This is a genomic window from Candidatus Poriferisodalis sp. (assembly GCF_965198245.1).
GTDB lineage: Bacteria > Actinomycetota > Acidimicrobiia > Acidimicrobiales > Poriferisodalaceae > Poriferisodalis.
The window spans coordinates 2803601-2819539 of record NZ_OZ240249.1 but is presented as its reverse complement, the minus strand read 5'-3'; the positions used below and the strand labels follow the sequence as shown (position 1 = coordinate 2819539).

Genomic DNA, 15939 nt, shown 5'->3' with positions numbered 1-15939 from the left:
GGATCCTTCTGTGAACATTCCTTCTGTTGTGTCTACAGCAGCTTGCGGGCCGCGTCGGCGATGGACGGTGCCGTGAAGCCGAAGTGGGCCATCAAGTCGCTGCCCGGCGCGCTGGCACCGAAGCGATTCATTGACACGGTGGCATCGGCGTAGCGGTCCCAGCCCATGGGAGACCCGGCCTCGACACCCAACACCGGGACGCCGTGAGAGAACACTGACGCGCGGTACTGGGTGTCTTGAGCCTCGAAGAGATCCCAGCTGGGCATCGACACCACCGAGCTGGCGATGCCATCCGCGGCGAGCAGCGCCGCAGCCTCGGTGCAGCACTGCACCTCGCTGCCGGTGCCGGCCAGGATGACCGCAGGGGCCGGGGTGTCGATGAGGACATAGGCGCCTCGGGCGACCTGCGAAGCGCGCTCGGTGCCGTCGAGCACCCCGACGTTCTGGCGGGTCAGCACCAGCGCAGTCGGGCCGTCTCGCTCAACTGCGATCTGCCATGCCTGGGAGGTCTCGTTGGCGTCGGCGGGCCTGATCACGCACAGACCCGGAATGGCACGTAGGGACGCGAGGTGCTCGATGGGCTGGTGGGTGGGTCCGTCCTCGCCCAGACCGATCGAATCGTGTGTCCAGACGAAGACCGTCTTGGCGCCGCTCAGTGCCGCCAGCCGCACAGCCGGCCGCATGTAGTCGCTGAAGACCAGGAAGGTGCCGACGACCGGCAACACGCCTCCGTGCAGTGCCATGCCGTTGGCGACTGCGCCCATGGCGTGCTCGCGGACGCCGAAATAGAGCTTGCGTCCGCCTGGATTCGCAGCCGACAGCACCTCGGCGGTCACGTCGGTGCCGGTGTTGCCGGTCAGATCGGCCCCGCCGCTGATGAGGGAGGGCACAGTGTCCATGGACGCGTCGAAGACACGGTTGGCAGCGACCCGGGTCGCCATCTGCGTGCCGGCCTCGAAGGTCGGAAGCTCGGACAGGCGGCCGCCCAGGGCCCCGGCCGACCACAGCGCGTCGAGCCAGTCGCGGTCGTGCCCGCTCGCCGCGAGCCGGGCTTCCCATTCGAGACGCTCAGCGGCGCCCCGCGCACCGGCGGCCAGGTAGGCCTGCGTCACGTCGTCGTCCACTACGAAAGCGGCTTCGGGATCCATATCCATGGCCTGCTTGGCGGCGGCAATCTCGTCGGCGTCGGTAATAGCGCCATGCGCAGCCGACGTGTCCGATGCGGTGGGCATCGGGTAGCCGATGTGGCTTCGGACGATGACCATCGATGGCCGGTCGCTGACCAGCATTGCCTCGCGCAGCGCCCGCTCGAGCCCGTCCACATCCTCGGCCGCCTCTTTGAGGTCGTTCACGTGCCAGCCGTACGCCTCGAAGCGGCGGGCGGCGGCGTCGCTGAGAGCCAGATCGGTGCTGCCGTCGATGGTGATGTGATTGTCGTCGTACACCGCTACGAGGCGTCCGAGCTGTTGGTGACCCGCCAGCGATGCCGCCTCATGGCTGATGCCCTCCATCAGGTCGCCGTCGCTGACGATGACGAAGGTGCGGTGGTCCACCAGGTCTGCACCCAGCCGGGAGCGGAGGCCGCGCTCGGCCAGCGCCATCCCGACGGCATTGGCGAATCCCTGACCCAATGGCCCAGTGGTGACCTCCACACCGGGAGTGAGTCCACGCTCGGGGTGCCCGGGCGTGATCGAGCCCAGTTGTCGGAAGTCGCGGATGTCCTCCAGCGTGACGCCGTAGCCCACCAGGTGAGCCATGGCGTAGACGAGCATCGAGGCGTGGCCCGCCGACAGGATGAACCGGTCGCGGTCGGGCCAGTCGGGTTCGGAGGCGTCGTAGCGCAGGATGCGGCTGAACAGCACATGGGCCAGCGGCGCCAGCGCCATGGCCGTGCCCGTGTGACCGCTGCGGGCACGCATCACAGCGTCCATCGCCAGCGCTCGGATGGTGTTGATCTGCCGGGCTTCCAATGCTGCATTCATGACGATGCGCTCACGATCTGATGCTCACCCTGTTCATGTGGTTGCCCGATGGCTTGACGTATCGTCGCTGTCGGCAAACAGCGCCATCGAGGCCGTGAATCCATGCACGTACGAGCGTGCGCCGACGGGGCCGATCTCGCCTGCGCAGAACATGCCGGCAACTTCGGCGGACGTGTGCTCGGCGAGGACAGACGCGTCATGATGCGGAGTCTCGAACAGATGGGTGCCGCGCCCGTTGCAGGTGAACAGCAGTGCGCTCTGCGTCTGTGGCGAATGCTCGAGCGCTGCGCGCAGGTCTTCGTCGGCAGTGCGTGCGTCGCGAACGTGGAACTGCACGGTCGCTCCGATCGGCGCCTCGTCGCCGATGGCGATGGCGCCGCTTTCGCGGTCCGCTCCGAGCACGCCGCGGATCAAGAAGTCGCCGGAGCCGAACTCGACCTTGCGCTCGTCGGTGACTCGACCGACATGCAGGCCCCGCTGCACCAGCCGCTGGTCGGTCGGGTCAAGCTTCGAGAACATCTGCTGGAGTCGCTCGAAGGGGGGCAGGCCGCCGAGCGACCGGACGACGTTTCCTTCGGCCTCGGTGATGATGTACGGCTGACCGATGGGCCGGCAGCCCTGAGAGACCAGGTGTGTGACTGTGGCGCTGCCGCCCACGATCAGCGCTGCGGCGCCAGAGCGGTGAACACCGCCATCGGCAACGATGCGGTTGCCGCCCGGCATGGGTGCCCCCGAGGACAATCCGCCGAGCACGCTCACGTGCGGCCAGCGCTGCGCCCAGTGAGCGAGCGCCGCATCGACGGGGTACGAGTACGGGTCGGCCAGGACGATCATTGAGGGATCGCCGGTGGCGTGCACCGAGTCCAGTGCGGCTGCGAGCGCCTCATCGTCGGCGGTCGGATCGGGCACCCCGCTCAGCCAGACCGCACGAGCTCGTGGTCCCTCGCCCGAACCCAGGCTGCCGACCCACAGCACCGCGGCGGTCTCTTCCTCGATCTCGCGCTCACCTGCGGCCACCGAGCAGGCGGTGGTGCCGATGAACGCACCAGGGCTGAGCAGCTCTCCGACCGCCGCAGCAATCTCGTCGGTGTTCGCCATGTGTTCACCCGAGGTGAACAGCAGCGCTACATCGGGCTGCACACCGAGCGATTCGAGTACGCGGCCGACGATCTCACCGGTCGCCACGCCGGGATCGGAGTGCTGCGACAGCCCGACAGTGAACGGCATTGCTGTCCGGGCCGCCTAGCCGCTTTGCTCTGCAGGCGTGCCGGTCCAGCCGCCTGCGGCGGGCGGTGCCTCGCTGGAGGCCGAGGCATCGTCTGCCGGCGGGTTCATCGTCAAGGGCACCACGACCACTTCGCCTTGGTCAATGCGGCAATGGGCCTCGATGGTGGATGGCTCGTCGAAGGTGAGATCGGCCTGGACGAGGTTGTAGCCGAACTTGCCGGGCTCGACGCTGAGCGGTTGCACGTTGCGCGCTATCTGCTCGCCGCCGCGCAGGAACCGCACTTCGAGCGCCGCCAGCCCGGCGTGGGCAGCGGGGCAGCGCACGAGCACGAGCATGTGCGGGGTGATGGTGACCGGGAACGGGCTCGGGGCGGCCATCGAGAAGTGAACGCCGGCGAGATCGATGCGTGCGGCACCGCCCGCCGCCTGGCGCATGTCGAAGTGCTCGATGAACAGCGCGGACATGATCTGCACGTTCAGGATCGTAGGCGTGCCGCACGGCCGGGACGCGAACGCACAATGCGCGCACTGGCACAATCTCGTGAAGGCCTGACGCGGGCTGCGCTCGATGCGCCGCCGTAGATTGCGCCCCATGGCACACAGCGCAAGATTCGACGGCACCTATGCACCGAGCACGTGGGACTGGGTGGCGGACCAGGCAGCGGCGTACGAGTCATCGGCGGGCACCGAGGCGAACACGTTGCGCGACACAGGCTTGCCGATCATCGTGATGACGACCGTCGGGCACAAAACCGGCTTGGTACGCAAGGTTCCGCTGATGCGAGTCGAGCACGAAGGCGAGTACGCGATCGTCGGTTCCAAGGGCGGCGCACGGGCGCATCCGGGTTGGTACCACAACCTGATGGCCGAACCCGCGGTGCTCATCCAGGATGGTCCTGAGCCGTTCGAGACGACGGTCCGGCTCATCTCTGGCGCCGAGCGAGATGCCTGGTGGGAGCGGTGTGTGGCCGCCTTCGCGCCCTACGCCGAGTACCAGGCCAAGACCGATCGCGAGATTCCCGTCTTCATCACCGCAGCGCGCGATTGACCCGCCTGTCCGCCGGGGCCGGCCAGATCTGGGGGTGCTGGCGCTCTAGCGCTTCAGCAGCTGGCGGTAGACGGCGGCAGCGCGTTCGAGCTCGGCGATCTCGACCCACTCGACGGCCTGGTGAGCCTGGTCGATGGAGCCTGGACCGAACACCACGATCTGATCGGCCACCTCGCCGTATCGCAGTGCATTCGTGCCGAAGTCCGCGACAGCCGGCCCATGTCCTGACATCTCGGCGAGCGCCGTCACCAGGTCGCTCCCTGGGGCCTGGAAGAACGCGTTGCTGCCGAACCCGTTCGCCAAGTGCACTTTGACACGGGCCGGTAGCGCTGCGGCACGTATCAGCTCCGTGAGACGGGTGGATTCCTCCTCGTAGTCCTCCCTGTCGGCGATCCGCCGCCCGACGTACAGCTCACAGTGGTCGGGCACGATGTTGCGTGCCCGACCCCCGCTCATCTCGTTGACCGACGCGGTGCCGGCACCCAGTGCGCCGACCTCGCGCTGGTTCGCCAGCCGTTCCTGTTCAGCATCGATCGCGGCCACGATGCGTGCGCCAGCCGAGAGTGCGTTGATGCCGAGGTGGGGCTTGGACGAGTGCGCTGCACGGCCCTCCACCTCGACTTCGAGGCCGAGACCGCCCTTGTGGCCGTACACCGGTGCGCACATTGTCGGCTCGGCGACCACGATCTGCTCGCGGCGTTCACCGCGTTCGAGCAGCCGGTCGCGGTAGGCGGACGCGCCGGCCAGACCGCCGCCTTCCTCGGAGATGGTGCCGACCAGCTCGACGGTGGACATCGGCTGCACTCCGGCGGCGGTCATCTCGCCCATCACGGCGAGCACGACGGCCATGGTCGCCTTGGTATCGACGGCGCCTCGGCCCCAGACGCGTCCCTCGGTGATGCGGCCGTCGAAGGGGTCGCCTTCGGAGTGCTCGACGCCGACAGTGTCGAGGTGCACGTCGACGGCGAGCATCCGCTCGGTGCGGCCGGTGAAGCGGGCGTACACGTTGGGCCGTCCCGGCTCGATCTCGTCCAGCTCGACCTCTGCGCCGAGGGCCTCGGCTCGTTGCGCCACCCAGTTGGCCATGTCGGCTTCTGCGACGGTGCCCGAGCGCGGACCGTGATGCATCGGGTTGACGCTAGGGATGCGCACCATCTCGCTCAGCAGCTCCGCCATCGACTGGCCCGTTGCTGTGCCGCCAGTGGTGCCTGTCGCCGTGCCGTCGTTCATGAGTCACCCCTTCGTGGCGGAGCGTACGCGCAGCGCAATCGCGGCGCAGCGAACCCGGCCTTCCCGTGGAGGTTTATTGCGGGGCGAATCGGGGGACCAAAGCCGTACCGTTAGGGCCCATGTCGAACAGTCCTGCCTCGACTGGCTCAGGCGACGACGCCTCGCCGCCTGCGGGCGCGCCAGCCGCCAGCGGTGCGCGTGTGCTGGCAGAGCTGCCGACCGGCGAACGGGTGGGCATCGCCTTCTCTGGGGGGCTCGACACCTCTGCGGCGGTGGCGTGGATGGCCGAGCGCGGCGCGCTCCTGTGCGCCTACACGGCCGACCTCGGCCAGTACGACGAGCCAGACCTGTCGGGCGTGCCGCAGCGGGCGCTCGACTACGGCGCGCATGCGGCGCGCTTGGTGGACTGCCGGGCCGAGCTCGTGCGAGAGGGTCTGATGGCGCTGCAATGCGGCGCGTTCCATATCTCCACGGCGGGCCGCACGTATTTCAACACGACGCCGCTGGGGCGTGCGGTGACCGGCACGATGCTGGTGGCTGCCATGGCCGAAGACGGCGTGGACATCTGGGGCGACGGCTCGACGTACAAGGGCAACGACATCGAGCGCTTCTACCGCTACGGCCTGCTCGTCAATGCCGGGTTGCGCATCTACAAGCCGTGGCTGGACTCGGCGTTCGTGGACGAGCTTGGCGGCCGTGCCGGCATGAGCGAGTTCCTGGTGTCGCGCGGCCTGCCGTACCGGGATCCCACCGAGAAGGCGTACTCCACCGATGCGAACATCTGGGGCGCCACCCACGAGGCGAAGCGCCTGGAGGACCTGGCCACCTCGATGGAGATCGTCTCGCCGATCATGGGCGTGGCCCATTGGGACCCCGCGACCGACATCGAGCCTGAAGACGTGACCGTCCGGTTCGAGGCCGGCTGGCCGGTGGTAATCGGCGGGCGGACCTTCGCTGCGGGGGGTGCCCCCGGCAGCGACCACGTTGCCCTGGTGCTCGAAGCCAACGCCGTAGGCGGGCGTCACGGCCTCGGCATGAGCGATCAGATCGAGAACCGTGTGATCGAAGCCAAGTCGCGGGGCATCTACGAAGCCCCGGGCATGGCGCTGCTGCACATTGCCTATGAGCGCCTGCTGTCCGCGATTCACAACGAAGCCACGCTGGAGAACTACCGAACGATGGGGCGTCGACTGGGACGGCTGCTCTATGAGGGGCGCTGGTTCGACCCCCAGGCGCTCATGCTGCGCGACTCGCTGCTGCGCTGGGTGGGCTCGGGTGTAACCGGTGAAGTCACACTGAGGCTGCGCCGCGGCGACGACTACTCGGTGCTCGACACCACCGGGCCCGCGCTGACCTACGAACCCGACCGGCTCTCGATGGAGCGCGTCGAAGATGCTGCGTTCGGACCTGCGGACCGCATCGGGCAGCTCACGATGGCGAACCTGGACATTGCCGACAGCCGTGCAAAGCTCGCCGCCTACCGGGAGTCGGGCCGGCTCGGACCTGGCGGTCTGGCCGAACTCGACTCCTGAGCGCTGCGGCGCCCGTGCGCGTCAGCCTGATGAGCCGGAGCGGAAGCTGTCGAGAATCTCGTTGAAGGTCGCGCTGGGTCGCATGGCGGCCTCGGCCGACGCGGGGTCTGGCAGGTAACAGCCGCCGAGGTCGACCGGGGTGCCCTGGCAGTCGACGAGCTCGGCGATGATCGAGCCCTCGTTGGCAGCGAGAGCCGCAGCGAGGGGGGCGAACTGCTCGGCCAGCGCAGCGTCGGTGCCTTGGCGGGCCATCTCGTCTGCCCAGTGCTTGGCCAGGTGGAAGTGGCTGGCGCGGTTGTCGGGCTCGTTCACCCGGCGGCTGGGCGCCCGGCCCTCAGCGAGCCAAGTGCCGATTGCCGCATCGAGCGTGTCGGCAATCAGCTGCGCGGCGGCGTTCCCGGCGACACGGGCGAGGTGCTCGAGCGACACCGCCAATGCCAGGAATTCGCCCAGGCTGTCCCAGCGCAAGTGGTTCTCGGCAACCATCTGTTGCACGTGCTTGGGTGCCGAGCCCCCGGCGCCGGTTTCGAACAGGCCGCCGCCGGCCATGAGCGGAACGACCGACAGCATCTTGGCCGAGGTGCCTAATTCCAGGATCGGGAACAGGTCGGTGTTGTAGTCGCGCAGGACGTTGCCGGTGACCGAGATGGTGTCGGTGCCGCGACGGATGCGCTCCAGCGAGAAACGGCAGGCGTCGGCCGGTGCCAGCGTGTGGATGTCGAGCTCGCCGATTGACGCATCGGCAGCCTGTCGCTGCGCCATGCGGGCATTGACCTTGGCTAGGAGCTGCGCATCGTGTGGTCGTTCGGCGTCCAGCCAGAACACCACGGCAGCCCCACTGAGCTGCCCCCGCTCGATAGCCAAGTCCACCCAGTTCGCTATTGCCGCGTCCTTGGTGGTGCACATGCGCCAGATGTCGCCTTGCGCCACGGTGTGGCTCATGAGCACCTCGCCGGACTCGGACACGACGCGCATGGTGCCGGGGGCGTCGACTTCGTAGGTCTTGTCGTGGCTGCCGTATTCTTCGGCCTTCTGGGCCATGAGGCCGACATTTGGCACCGAGCCCATCGTCGTGGGGTCGTACGCGCCGTGGGTGCGGCAGTCGTCGATGACTGCTTGGTACACGCCTGCGTAGCTCGAGTCGGGAATGACTGCCTTGGTGTCCTGCTGGTTGCCCTCGGCGTTCCACATCTGGCCCGACGCCCGGATCATCGCCGGCATGGAGGCGTCGACAATCACGTCGCTGGGCACGTGCAGGTTGGTGATGCCGCGGTCTGAGTCGACCATCGCCAGGCCGGGGCGCTCGTCGAACACAGCGGCGATGTCGGCCCCGATTGCCTCGCGCTGTGCCGCAGGCAGCGATTCCACGGCGGCCAGCACGTTGGCCCAGCCGTCGTCGGGGTCGGCACCCGCCGCGGCCAGCGTGTCGCCGTGCCGCTCGAACACCGGCGCGAAGAACGCGCGCACGGCGTGGCCGAAGACAATGGGGTCCGAGACCTTCATCATCGTGGCCTTGAGGTGCAGCGAGAACAGCACCCCCGCGGCGCCGGCTTCGGCGATCTGGACATCCAGGAATTCGCGCAGAGCGGTGACGGACATGAAAGTGGAGTCGGCAACCTCGCCCGCATCCACGGGAACCTTGCGCATCAGCCGCACGTTGCCATCGCCATCGACGTGCTCGATGCTCAGCGAGCCGGCACCGGAGACCGTCACCGACTGCTCGTTGGAGCGGAAGTCGCCGCTCGACATCGTTGAGACGTGAGTCCGACTGCTGGGTGACCAGTCGCCCATCGAGTGCGGGTACTGCCGGGCGTATTCCTTGACGGCCCGGGGTGCGCGGCGGTCCGAGTTGCCCTCTCGCAGCACCGGGTTCACCGCCGAGCCCTTGATGCGGTCATAGCGCTTTCGGATCTCGCGCTCGGGGGCGTCCGCGGGGTCATCGGGAAAGTCGGGCACCGCGTAGCCCGCCGATTGCAGCTCGGCGATTGCGGCCTTCAGCTGGGGGACCGAGGCGGAGATGTTCGGCAGCTTGATGATGTTGGCGTCGCGATGCTGGGTCCACCCGCCGAGTTCGGCAAGCGCATCACTGATTCGTTGGTGAGGCTCAAGGATGTCCCCGAAGACGGCAATGATCCGGCCAGCGAGCGAGATGTCGCGCGTCTCGACATCGACACCGGCGGCATCGGTGAAGACCTTGATGATCGGCAGCAGCGAATACGTGGCCAGCGCCGGCGCCTCGTCTGTGTGGGTGTAAACGATCTTCGATGTTGAGTTCTGCGGTGAGGTGGACATCGACATAGCGATGCGACGCTACCGCCCGCCTCTGACCCCTCGCCCGGAGGGCGAGATCAGCCCAGTGCCCGGAGGGTACGAGCAGCTCAGCCGGCTGCGTGCGCAGCGGCGGAGCTTCCTGCCAAGCGACCAAACACAGCACCGGCCGACAGCCCCGAGCCGCCGGGATAGTTGCCGTAGAAGAGGCCGCCGACCAGCTCGCCAGCGGCATAGAGGCCGCTAATGGGGTGCAGGTCGGTATCCAGCACGCAGCCGGTGCCGTCGATACGCAGGCCGCCGAAGGTGAACGTCAACCCGCAGGTCACCCGGAAAGCCGTAAAGGGCGGCGTTTCCAGCGGCATCGCCCAGTTCGTCTTGTCCGGACTGAGGCCCGTCGTGCGACGGCCGTCGAGCACGTTGGGGTCGAACGGGACGCTGCGGTCGACGGCTGCATTGAACTCAGCGATGGTGGCCATGGCCGATTCGGTGTCGACGTCTTCCATGCGCTCGCAGAGCTCCGTGATACTGCCGGCGGTGACCTTGGTGACCTGCCGGATGCGGTACTCGTCGTGCAACAGGTGATCGGTGCTGGCGTCGAAGACCTGCCACGCCGAATGCCCGGGCTGGGCCAGGATTTCCCGGCCGTAGCGGGCGTAGGTGTAGTTGCGGAAGTCGGCGCCCTCGTCCACGAAGCGCTTGCCGTGCTGGTTCAGAACGATCCCGAACGGGTAGCTGTGCTTCTGGAATCCGTCACCGACGGCCAGGTCTCCGAATTCGGGGGCGTTGTAATCCCACGCCACCGCGTGGGCGCCACTCCAGTTGCCGTACGGCATGGCGCCCGCGTCGAGCGCCATCGCGATGCCGTCGCCGGTGTTGAAGCGGGTACCGCGCACCTTGGCGAGATCCCACCCCGGTCCGAGATAGCGGGTGCGCCACTCAGCGTTGGCCTGGAACCCGCCTGCAGCGAGCACAACGGCACTGCACGCGACCTCGACCATGCGGCCCTGTCGCCGGATTCGCAGGCCGCGCACGGCGCCGCCTTCGTCGAGCACCAGTGACCGCCCCGCTGCCTCGTGCCACAGGTCGATGCCGTTGCGATACAGCGCCGCACGCAGCGACTCGACGAGTCCCTCGCCGCCGCCCACCGACTCGACCGTGAGGCCACCCCAGAACTTGAAGCGCCCGTCCACCTTGAAGGCCTGACGTCCCCAGATCGGCGCGAACCTCACGCCGTGGCTCGCCATCCACAACAGGGTCTCCTTGCTGCGGGTGACCAGCGTGTGCGCCAGGTCGGGATCGCATCGGTAGTCGGTGATGCGGCCCAGATCGGCGTAGAACTCGTCTTCGGTGTAGGTGCCGAAGTCGGTCATCTCGACTTCGGCATCGGTGAGGTCGGGCATCAGTGCGCGCAGGTCGGCGATGCCGTCGTAGGCGAAGCGGATCGCACCGGCAGTGAAGCGGCTGTTGCCGCCAGCTTCGGCCTCGGGCGCCCGTTCGAGCACCAGCACCCTGGCACCTCCCTCGTGTGCCCCAAGCGCGGCGCACATGGCGGCATTGCCGGCCCCGACCACCACGACGTCGAAGTGCTGCGGGTGCTCGGGCGTCGGCGCGGCATCTGACTGACTCACGTCGGGCGAGCCTATGTGCGCTAGCGGAGCCGCGATGGTCCCCGCCAGGTCCCACCGATCTCGACTCTGTGCACAGATGCCGCTTCGGACGGCACACGCCGATGGCAAACTCTGTCATCGCGATGCTACGTTGCGTTCGTGGCAACGATGAACGTGTCCCTGCCTGCCGAGCTGAAGCAGTACGTCGATGAGCGGACGAGTTGTGGCAGATACGGCTCGAATAGCGAGTACCTGCGAGAGCTCATCCGCCACGACCAGGCCCGCGAGAACCTTCGGGAGATGCTGCTCGAGGGTGCCCGATCGCCGATTGCAGCCCGAGCCGACAAGCAGTTCTTCGCCGATATGCGACAGCGATTCGGCATCGGTGAAGTGGCTGATGGGGGAGATGAACAAGCGCAATCGGCAACCGAATCGCGTAGGCACGTGGAGTAGTGCCCAAACCGGTTGACGTTGGGCGACGCTGCCTCAGCGACATCGAGAGCGCCGCCGACTACTACCTGCCCCATGGCGGGGACGCTGTCGCCGATGAATTCCTGACGGCCGTCGAGGATGCGCTCGACTACATCGGCGACAATCCACAGGCGGGGTCGCTCAGGTGGTCGTACGAACTCGGATTGCCTGAGGTACGGCATTGGCCGCTTGAAAGATTCGCCTACTTGATTTTCTACGTCGATCAACAGGACCACGTGCGTGCGTGGAGGCTGCTCGATGCGCGGCGCGACATCGCGATGGAGCTGCAGGTACAGGATTGAGGTCGTGACCACCAGTCGGCGCCTCTGAGTTGCTGGCGACCTACGCTGCCGCGATGAGCGAAACCCGCACAACCAGTGACGCTGCGACCGCCGACGTTACCGCCGATCAGCCCGTCGTGATCAACCATGAACGCCTGGCTGGATTCATCGCTGAGATCTTCCGGCATACCACGTGCTCGGACGCCGAAGCCGAGCGCATCGGCCGCAGCCTCGTGGGCGCGAACCTTGCCGGCCACGACAGCCACGGGGTCATCCGCTCAGCGCTCTACGTCGAGCTGCTGGCCAACGGCGTCCAGCTCGCCGACCAGCAGATCAAGGTGCTGATCGACTCGGGTTCGCTGCTGCTGGTGGACGGTCAGTACGGCATGGGCCAGACCGTCGGGCCGGCAGCTGTAGCGCTCGGCATCGAGCGTTGCAAGGAGTTGGGCACGGCCATCGTGGGGCTGCGCAACGCCGGGCATCTCGGACGCATCGGCGAGTACGCCGAGATGGCCGCAGCCGAGGGCCTCGTGTCGGTGCACTTCGTCAACGTGGCCAACAGCCGCCTGGTTGCCCCGTTCGGCGCCAAAGAGCGCCGCATGGGCACCAACCCATGCGCCTACGGCGCCCCGGTGGCTGGCAGGCGACCAGTCATCCACGACTTCGCCACCTCGGTCGTGGCCGAGGGCAAGGCCATGGTCGCGCTGCACGGCGGTCCTGCGGTGCCGGAGAACGCGTTGGTGTCTGCCGAAGGCGAGATCACCGGTGACCCACGGGTGCTCTACAGCTTCGCCGACGGCCAGCGCCCCAATTCGATGGACGGTCCCGGGGCGCTGCGGGCGATGGGGGAGCACAAGGGCTCGGGCATCTCGGTCATGTGCGAGTTGCTGGCGGGCGCTCTGACCGGAACAGGCACCGCAGGGCCCCGCCGCGTCAGGTTCGCCAACGGCATGCTCTCGGTGTATGTCGACCCGGCTCAGATCGATGCTGCTGTCGGCGAGACCGACGACGGCTACAACGGCATCGCGGCCGACTATCTCGACTGGTTCGGTGAGGCCGCGGCGATCAACACCGATCAGCCGGTGAAGCTGCCCGGCGACGTCGAGCACGAACGGCGTCTGCACCGCAAGTCCAACGGCATCACGCTGCCCGCTGAGACGTGGGAGAGCATCTGCGGGGGTGCTCGCGCAGCTGGCGTGCCCAAGGCGACGATCGCCGCTGCCAGCGGCAACTGAGCGCAGCCGGTTTCGAGCCGCGGCTCACTACTCGTCGAGGGTGGGGCCCTGGCCCTGCACTCGGGTCTGACGCATGTAGCGGCGCCAACGGTCGGCGTCGTAGCCGACACCTCGGTGCAGCATGCAGCGGTTGTCGTAGATGACCGTGTCGCCCGAGCTCCAGCGATGCGAGTACACGCCTTCGGGTCGGGTTGCACCCGCGTTCAGTTCGTCGATCAGCCGGCGGCTGTCGATTCCCGACCATCCGACGATGGATCGGGCGTGAGACCCGACGTAGTAGTTCTTGGCGCCGTTGCTCGGATTGGTCCGCACGAGCCGCTGGGGGATCGGCGGCAGCGATGCGGCGTGATTGGGGTCGACCGGGGCCACCTGGGTGCGGCTGAAGACGTAGTCGTGCAGCACCTGGAGTTCGTCGATCTCGGCTTGGAGTGACGGGTCCAGACGGGCGTACGCCGCCCGCTGGCTGGCGTACTCGGTCTCGCCGCCCTCGCCGGGCACTTCATAGGCATGCAGGATCGACACATACGACGGCACGAGCCGGAACGACGAGTCCGAGTGCCAGAGGTTGTTGCCCTTCTGGTTCCGGGTCAGCGGATCTGACTCGTCTCGCTTCGTCTCAGCGTCGACCACGTTGCCGATCGTGCCGAAGTAGACGACCTCACCGGTCTTGCCGAAGACGACGTGATTGGGCTCGGGCTCGCCGAGGCACCGGGTGAGCGCGAATTGCGCCTCGTCGGTCATCTCTTGTTCTGGGAAATGCAAGAGCGAGTGCGTGTCGATGGCTTCGCGCAGCGCGGCGGTCGCCTCGTCGTCGAAGTCCGCGCTCAGGTCGATGCCGGTGACCGTGGCGCCGAAATCGGGATGGATCGGCTCAATCGTCAGCATTGGCTCAGCTCTCGTAGCGGGCCAGCGAGCCGCCCTCGGCCGCCAGCCGCTCCAACAGCGGGCTCGGCGTCCAGTGGTCGCCTCCCAGCGTCTGGTCGTAGTGGCGGATGCGATCCAGCACCTCGCCGAGGCCGATCTCGTCGGCCCAATACATGGGGCCGCCGGTGTACATCGGCCAGCCGTAGCCGTTGATCCAGGTGACGTCGACGTCGCTGCCCCGCAAGGCAATGCCCTCGTCGAGAATCTTGGCGCCCTCGTTGACGATCGGATACAGACACCGCTCCCCGATCTCGGCGTCGGTCACCTCACGCAGCGTCACTCCCCGTTCGGAGGCGAAGTCGCGGATCATCTGGGTGACCTCTGGGTCGGGGGTCGATGCCCGGGTGTCGGGGTCGTAGATGTAATAGCCCCGGCCGTTCTTCTGGCCCCGCCGGCCCGATTCGCACAGGACCTCGCGCACAGTCGAGCTCGACGAGGTGTCGGGGTTCCAGCCCACGTCGAGACCGGCCAGGTCGCGCATGGCGAACGGACCCATCGGGAAACCGAAGTCGTAGACGACCTTGTCGACCTGGGCGGGCGTTGCGCCTTCGAGCAGCATCTGGTCGGCCTCGACGCCGCGCATGAACAGCATCCGGTTGCCGATGAAGCCATGGCACACGCCGCACAGCACCGGCGTCTTGCCGATGCGCTTGCCGATCGACATGGCAGTGGCGATCGCCGTGCGCGAGGTGGCATCGCCCCGCACGACTTCGAGCATCCGCATGACGTTGGCGGGAGAGAAGAAGTGCATGCCGACGACGTCTTGGGGCCGCGACGTGGCCGAGGCGATCTCGTTGACGTTGAGCGCCGAGGTGTTGGTGGCGAGCACGGCCCCGGGCTTGCAGATGTCGTCGAGCTGGGCGAACACGTCCTTCTTGAGTGACATGTTCTCGAACACGGCCTCGATCATGAGGTCGCAATCGGCGAAGTCGCCCATGTCGGTGGAGCCCCGCAGTAGGTCCATCCGGGTCTGCACGTCGTCGGAGGAAATGCCCCCACGGGCAGCGGTCCGCTCGTAGTTGCGCCGGACCACAGCGAGGCCACGCTCCAGGCTCGCCTCGTCGCGTTCGACGAGGGTGACTGGGATACCGATGTTGGCGAAGTTCATGGCGATGCCGCCGCCCATCGTCCCAGCTCCGAGAATGCCGACACGGGCGATGTCGACCTGGGATGTGTCACGCGGCACGTCGGGCACCTTCTGTGCCGCACGCTCGGCGAAGAAGTAGTACTGCTGCGCATTGGCCTGCGAGCTGCCCATCAACTCGCCGAAAATGCGCGCCTCCGCCGCCAGGCCAGCCTCGAAGTCGCCACTGGCAGCCGTGGAGACCGCTGCTTCGACGCAGCGGATGATCCGCTCGGGCGCTTCGAAGCCGCGTGTCCTGCGGGCGATCGAGGCCCGGAACGCGGCGAACTGCTCGGTGCCGAAGCCTTCGAGGCGTTCGTTGCGGTCACGGATGCGAGGCCGGGGCATGTTCTCTGCGGCGGCACGCCGAGCGAACGCCACGGCACCGGCTTCGAGATCGGCCAGCGAGTCGCCCACGATCTCGTTGATCAGGCCGCACTCAAGCGCCTCGGAAGCGCCGATGGGGTCGCCGCTGACCATCATCTCGAGCGCCCGTTGCGGGCCGGTGATGCGAGGCAAGCGTTGCGTGCCGCCGCCCCCAGGCAGCAAGCCCAGCTTCACCTCGGGCAGGCCGAACTGGGCCGAGCTGATCGCCACCCGAAAGTGAGCGCACAGCGCCACTTCGAGCCCGCCGCCGAGCGAGGTGCCATGAATCGCAGCCACGACGGGCTTGCTGCAATTCTCCATGGCCTCCTGGCCGGGTACGAGAGCGGGCGGCTTGGGCGGCTGGGAGAACTCGGTGATGTCCGCGCCGGCTATGAAGGTCCGCCCGTCGCAGATGAGCACGATGGCCGAGGCGTCGCTGGACTCGGCAGCGGCCATGCCGTCGATGAGGCCTTGGCGCACGTGGTAGCTCAGCACATTGACCGGCGGGTTGTTGACGATGAGCAACGCCACGTCGTCGCGGCGCTCGAGTCGGACCGACTCGGTGATCTGGCCCTCGGCAGTTTGACTCTGGTCCTGCTGTGTCATGGGCCGCAGCGTACGCAACGACGGCCCGGCAGTTTC

At 67.5% G+C, this 15939-nt stretch carries 13 protein-coding genes; 5 read left to right on the top strand and 8 right to left on the bottom strand.

The features are described 5' to 3' along the window. Nucleotides 1-32 precede the first annotated feature (32 nt). Genes tkt through ACOCMM_RS12665 form a run of 3 tightly spaced genes read right to left on the bottom strand, consistent with a single transcriptional unit; the run spans nucleotide 33 to nucleotide 3683 of the window. Entirely contained in the window at nucleotides 33-1982 is a 1950-nt protein-coding gene (gene tkt, locus ACOCMM_RS12675; RefSeq protein ID WP_419553502.1) for a transketolase, read from the bottom strand. Between the two features lie 33 nt (nucleotides 1983-2015). Beyond that, nucleotides 2016-3209: an FIST signal transduction protein gene (locus tag ACOCMM_RS12670; RefSeq protein WP_419553501.1), complete on the bottom strand. Its 1194-nt coding sequence runs from the start codon at nucleotides 3207-3209 to the stop codon at nucleotides 2016-2018. A 15-nt stretch (nucleotides 3210-3224) separates the two neighbouring features. Further along, a complete protein-coding gene (locus ACOCMM_RS12665; RefSeq protein WP_419553500.1) occupies nucleotides 3225-3683 on the bottom strand; it encodes a hypothetical protein in 459 nt (152 codons plus the stop codon). 118 nt (nucleotides 3684-3801) lie between these two features. Between ACOCMM_RS12665 and ACOCMM_RS12660 the strand changes: the two genes are divergently transcribed. Then, nucleotides 3802-4257, top strand: coding sequence for a nitroreductase family deazaflavin-dependent oxidoreductase (locus tag ACOCMM_RS12660; RefSeq protein ID WP_419553499.1), 456 nt, complete (start codon nucleotides 3802-3804; stop codon nucleotides 4255-4257). Between the two features lie 45 nt (nucleotides 4258-4302). Here the strand turns inward: ACOCMM_RS12660 and ACOCMM_RS12655 are convergent, their stop codons facing one another. Further along, a complete protein-coding gene (locus ACOCMM_RS12655; RefSeq protein WP_419553498.1) occupies nucleotides 4303-5487 on the bottom strand; it encodes a M20 family metallopeptidase in 1185 nt (394 codons plus the stop codon). A gap of 119 nt (nucleotides 5488-5606) precedes the next feature. Between ACOCMM_RS12655 and argG the strand changes: the two genes are divergently transcribed. After that, on the top strand, nucleotides 5607-7019 hold the full coding sequence (argG, locus tag ACOCMM_RS12650) for an argininosuccinate synthase (protein ID WP_419553497.1): 1413 nt from the start codon (nucleotides 5607-5609) through the stop codon (nucleotides 7017-7019). 21 nt (nucleotides 7020-7040) lie between these two features. Here argG and ACOCMM_RS12645 read toward each other — a convergent pair whose 3' ends face one another. Then, entirely contained in the window at nucleotides 7041-9317 is a 2277-nt protein-coding gene (locus ACOCMM_RS12645) for an NADP-dependent isocitrate dehydrogenase (RefSeq protein ID WP_419553496.1), read from the bottom strand. Nucleotides 9318-9397: 80 nt separating this feature from the next. Further along, nucleotides 9398-10837, bottom strand: coding sequence for an FAD-dependent tricarballylate dehydrogenase TcuA (gene tcuA / locus ACOCMM_RS12640; protein WP_419554878.1), 1440 nt, complete (start codon nucleotides 10835-10837; stop codon nucleotides 9398-9400). 228 nt (nucleotides 10838-11065) lie between these two features. Between tcuA and ACOCMM_RS12635 the strand changes: the two genes are divergently transcribed. The 3 genes from ACOCMM_RS12635 to ACOCMM_RS12625 are packed head-to-tail and all read left to right on the top strand — an operon-like array spanning nucleotide 11066 to nucleotide 12884. Continuing rightward, complete coding sequence (locus ACOCMM_RS12635) at nucleotides 11066-11350, top strand: type II toxin-antitoxin system ParD family antitoxin (RefSeq protein WP_419554877.1); 285 nt, start codon at nucleotides 11066-11068, stop codon at nucleotides 11348-11350. Beyond that, nucleotides 11350-11670: a type II toxin-antitoxin system RelE/ParE family toxin gene (locus ACOCMM_RS12630; RefSeq protein ID WP_419553495.1), complete on the top strand. Its 321-nt coding sequence runs from the start codon at nucleotides 11350-11352 to the stop codon at nucleotides 11668-11670. Before ACOCMM_RS12635 ends, ACOCMM_RS12630 begins: the two co-directional genes overlap by 1 nt. A gap of 53 nt (nucleotides 11671-11723) precedes the next feature. Next, nucleotides 11724-12884, top strand: a complete 1161-nt coding sequence (locus tag ACOCMM_RS12625) for an Ldh family oxidoreductase (protein WP_419553494.1) — start codon at nucleotides 11724-11726, stop codon at nucleotides 12882-12884. Nucleotides 12885-12911: 27 nt separating this feature from the next. On the opposite strand, the gene ACOCMM_RS12620 is transcribed toward ACOCMM_RS12625, so the two are convergent. Then, nucleotides 12912-13769 carry a TauD/TfdA dioxygenase family protein gene (locus tag ACOCMM_RS12620; RefSeq protein ID WP_419553493.1) on the bottom strand — a complete coding sequence of 286 codons (858 nt, stop codon included), beginning with the start codon at nucleotides 13767-13769 and terminating at the stop codon, nucleotides 12912-12914. 4 nt (nucleotides 13770-13773) lie between these two features. After that, complete coding sequence (locus ACOCMM_RS12615) at nucleotides 13774-15903, bottom strand: 3-hydroxyacyl-CoA dehydrogenase NAD-binding domain-containing protein (protein ID WP_419553492.1); 2130 nt, start codon at nucleotides 15901-15903, stop codon at nucleotides 13774-13776. Between the last annotated feature and the right edge of the window lie 36 nt (nucleotides 15904-15939).